The organism is Rhodococcus sp. R1101, from assembly GCF_000278445.1.
In the GTDB taxonomy this organism is placed as follows: domain Bacteria; phylum Actinomycetota; class Actinomycetes; order Mycobacteriales; family Mycobacteriaceae; genus Rhodococcus; species Rhodococcus gordoniae.
Genome location: NZ_AJVB01000791.1, coordinates 1 through 1011 on the forward strand (window position 1 = coordinate 1; position 1011 = coordinate 1011).

Here is a 1011-nt window from a genome sequence, read left to right on the forward strand (position 1 = left end):
GCGCCGTCGGCATCAGCGAGCACTATCCGCAGTACGCGCCACAGATCATCGCGGCCGCCCGCACGGCGTTCCTCGACGGCGACACCCGCGCCTACACCGCCGCGATCGCCATCGTGCTGATCGGAGCGGCACTGGTGGCCTTCGCCTTCCCCTCCCACACGGCCGAGACGGCGCTGCTCGCCCGGTACGCCGAGGAGGACGGCGACGCGCAGGTCGATTCCTCCGGCGAACCGGCCCGCTGATCCCGGGCCGTCACGCCGTTCGGGGCCGGTCCGGCGTTCACCTCGACTGCGACCAGCGCCCGACGTCGCCCCGTTCGAGCGCGACGGCGAGCAGCTCCGGGAAACGGTCGGGTGTGCACGCGAAGACGGGGACGCCGAGTGCTGCGAGCGCCGCCGCGTTGTCGCGGTCGAAGGACGGGGCCCCGTCGTCGGACAGGGCCGGCAACACCACGACCTGCACACCCGCCCCGACCATCTCCCGGATGCGGGAGAGCATCTCGGCGCGGATACCGCCCTCGTACAGGTCGGAGATGAGCACGAACAGCGAATCGGCCGGCCGGGTGATCAGCGACCTGCTGTAGGCGATCGCCCGATTGATGTCGGTGCCGCCACCGAGCTGGGTGCCGAACAGTACATCCACCGGATCGGCGAGCATGTCGGTCAGATCCACCACGGAGGTGTCGAAGACCACCAGCGACGTGCGCAGTGCCCGCATCGAGGCCAGGACCGCCGCGAACACCGACGCATACACGACGCTCGACGCCATCGACCCGGACTGGTCCACCGCGAGCACCACATCGCGTTTCACCGCCCGGGAACGACGCCCGTAGCCCACCAGCTTCTCGGGCACCACCGTGCGATGCTCCGGCAGGTAGTGGGCGAGGTTCGCACGGATCGTGCGGTCCCAGTCGATGTCGCGCGGTTTCGGATTCGACGTCCGCGACGACCGGTCGAGTGCACCCGTGACGGCGGTACGGGTGTGCTGCGCGATGCGGGCCTCGATCTCACG

General features: G+C 70.2%; 1 protein-coding gene and 1 pseudogene. One reads left to right on the plus strand and one right to left on the minus strand.

The genetic code is table 11. The annotated features are described in order from the left end of the window. Positions 1–242: pseudogene (locus R1101_RS28640) on the plus strand (MFS transporter); the annotation flags it as partial. A gap of 37 nt (positions 243–279) precedes the next feature. On the opposite strand, the gene R1101_RS0124235 reads toward R1101_RS28640, so the two are convergent. After that, positions 280–1011 (minus strand): VWA domain-containing protein (locus R1101_RS0124235; RefSeq protein ID WP_016935727.1); only part of this gene is annotated, 732 nt, incomplete at its 5' end.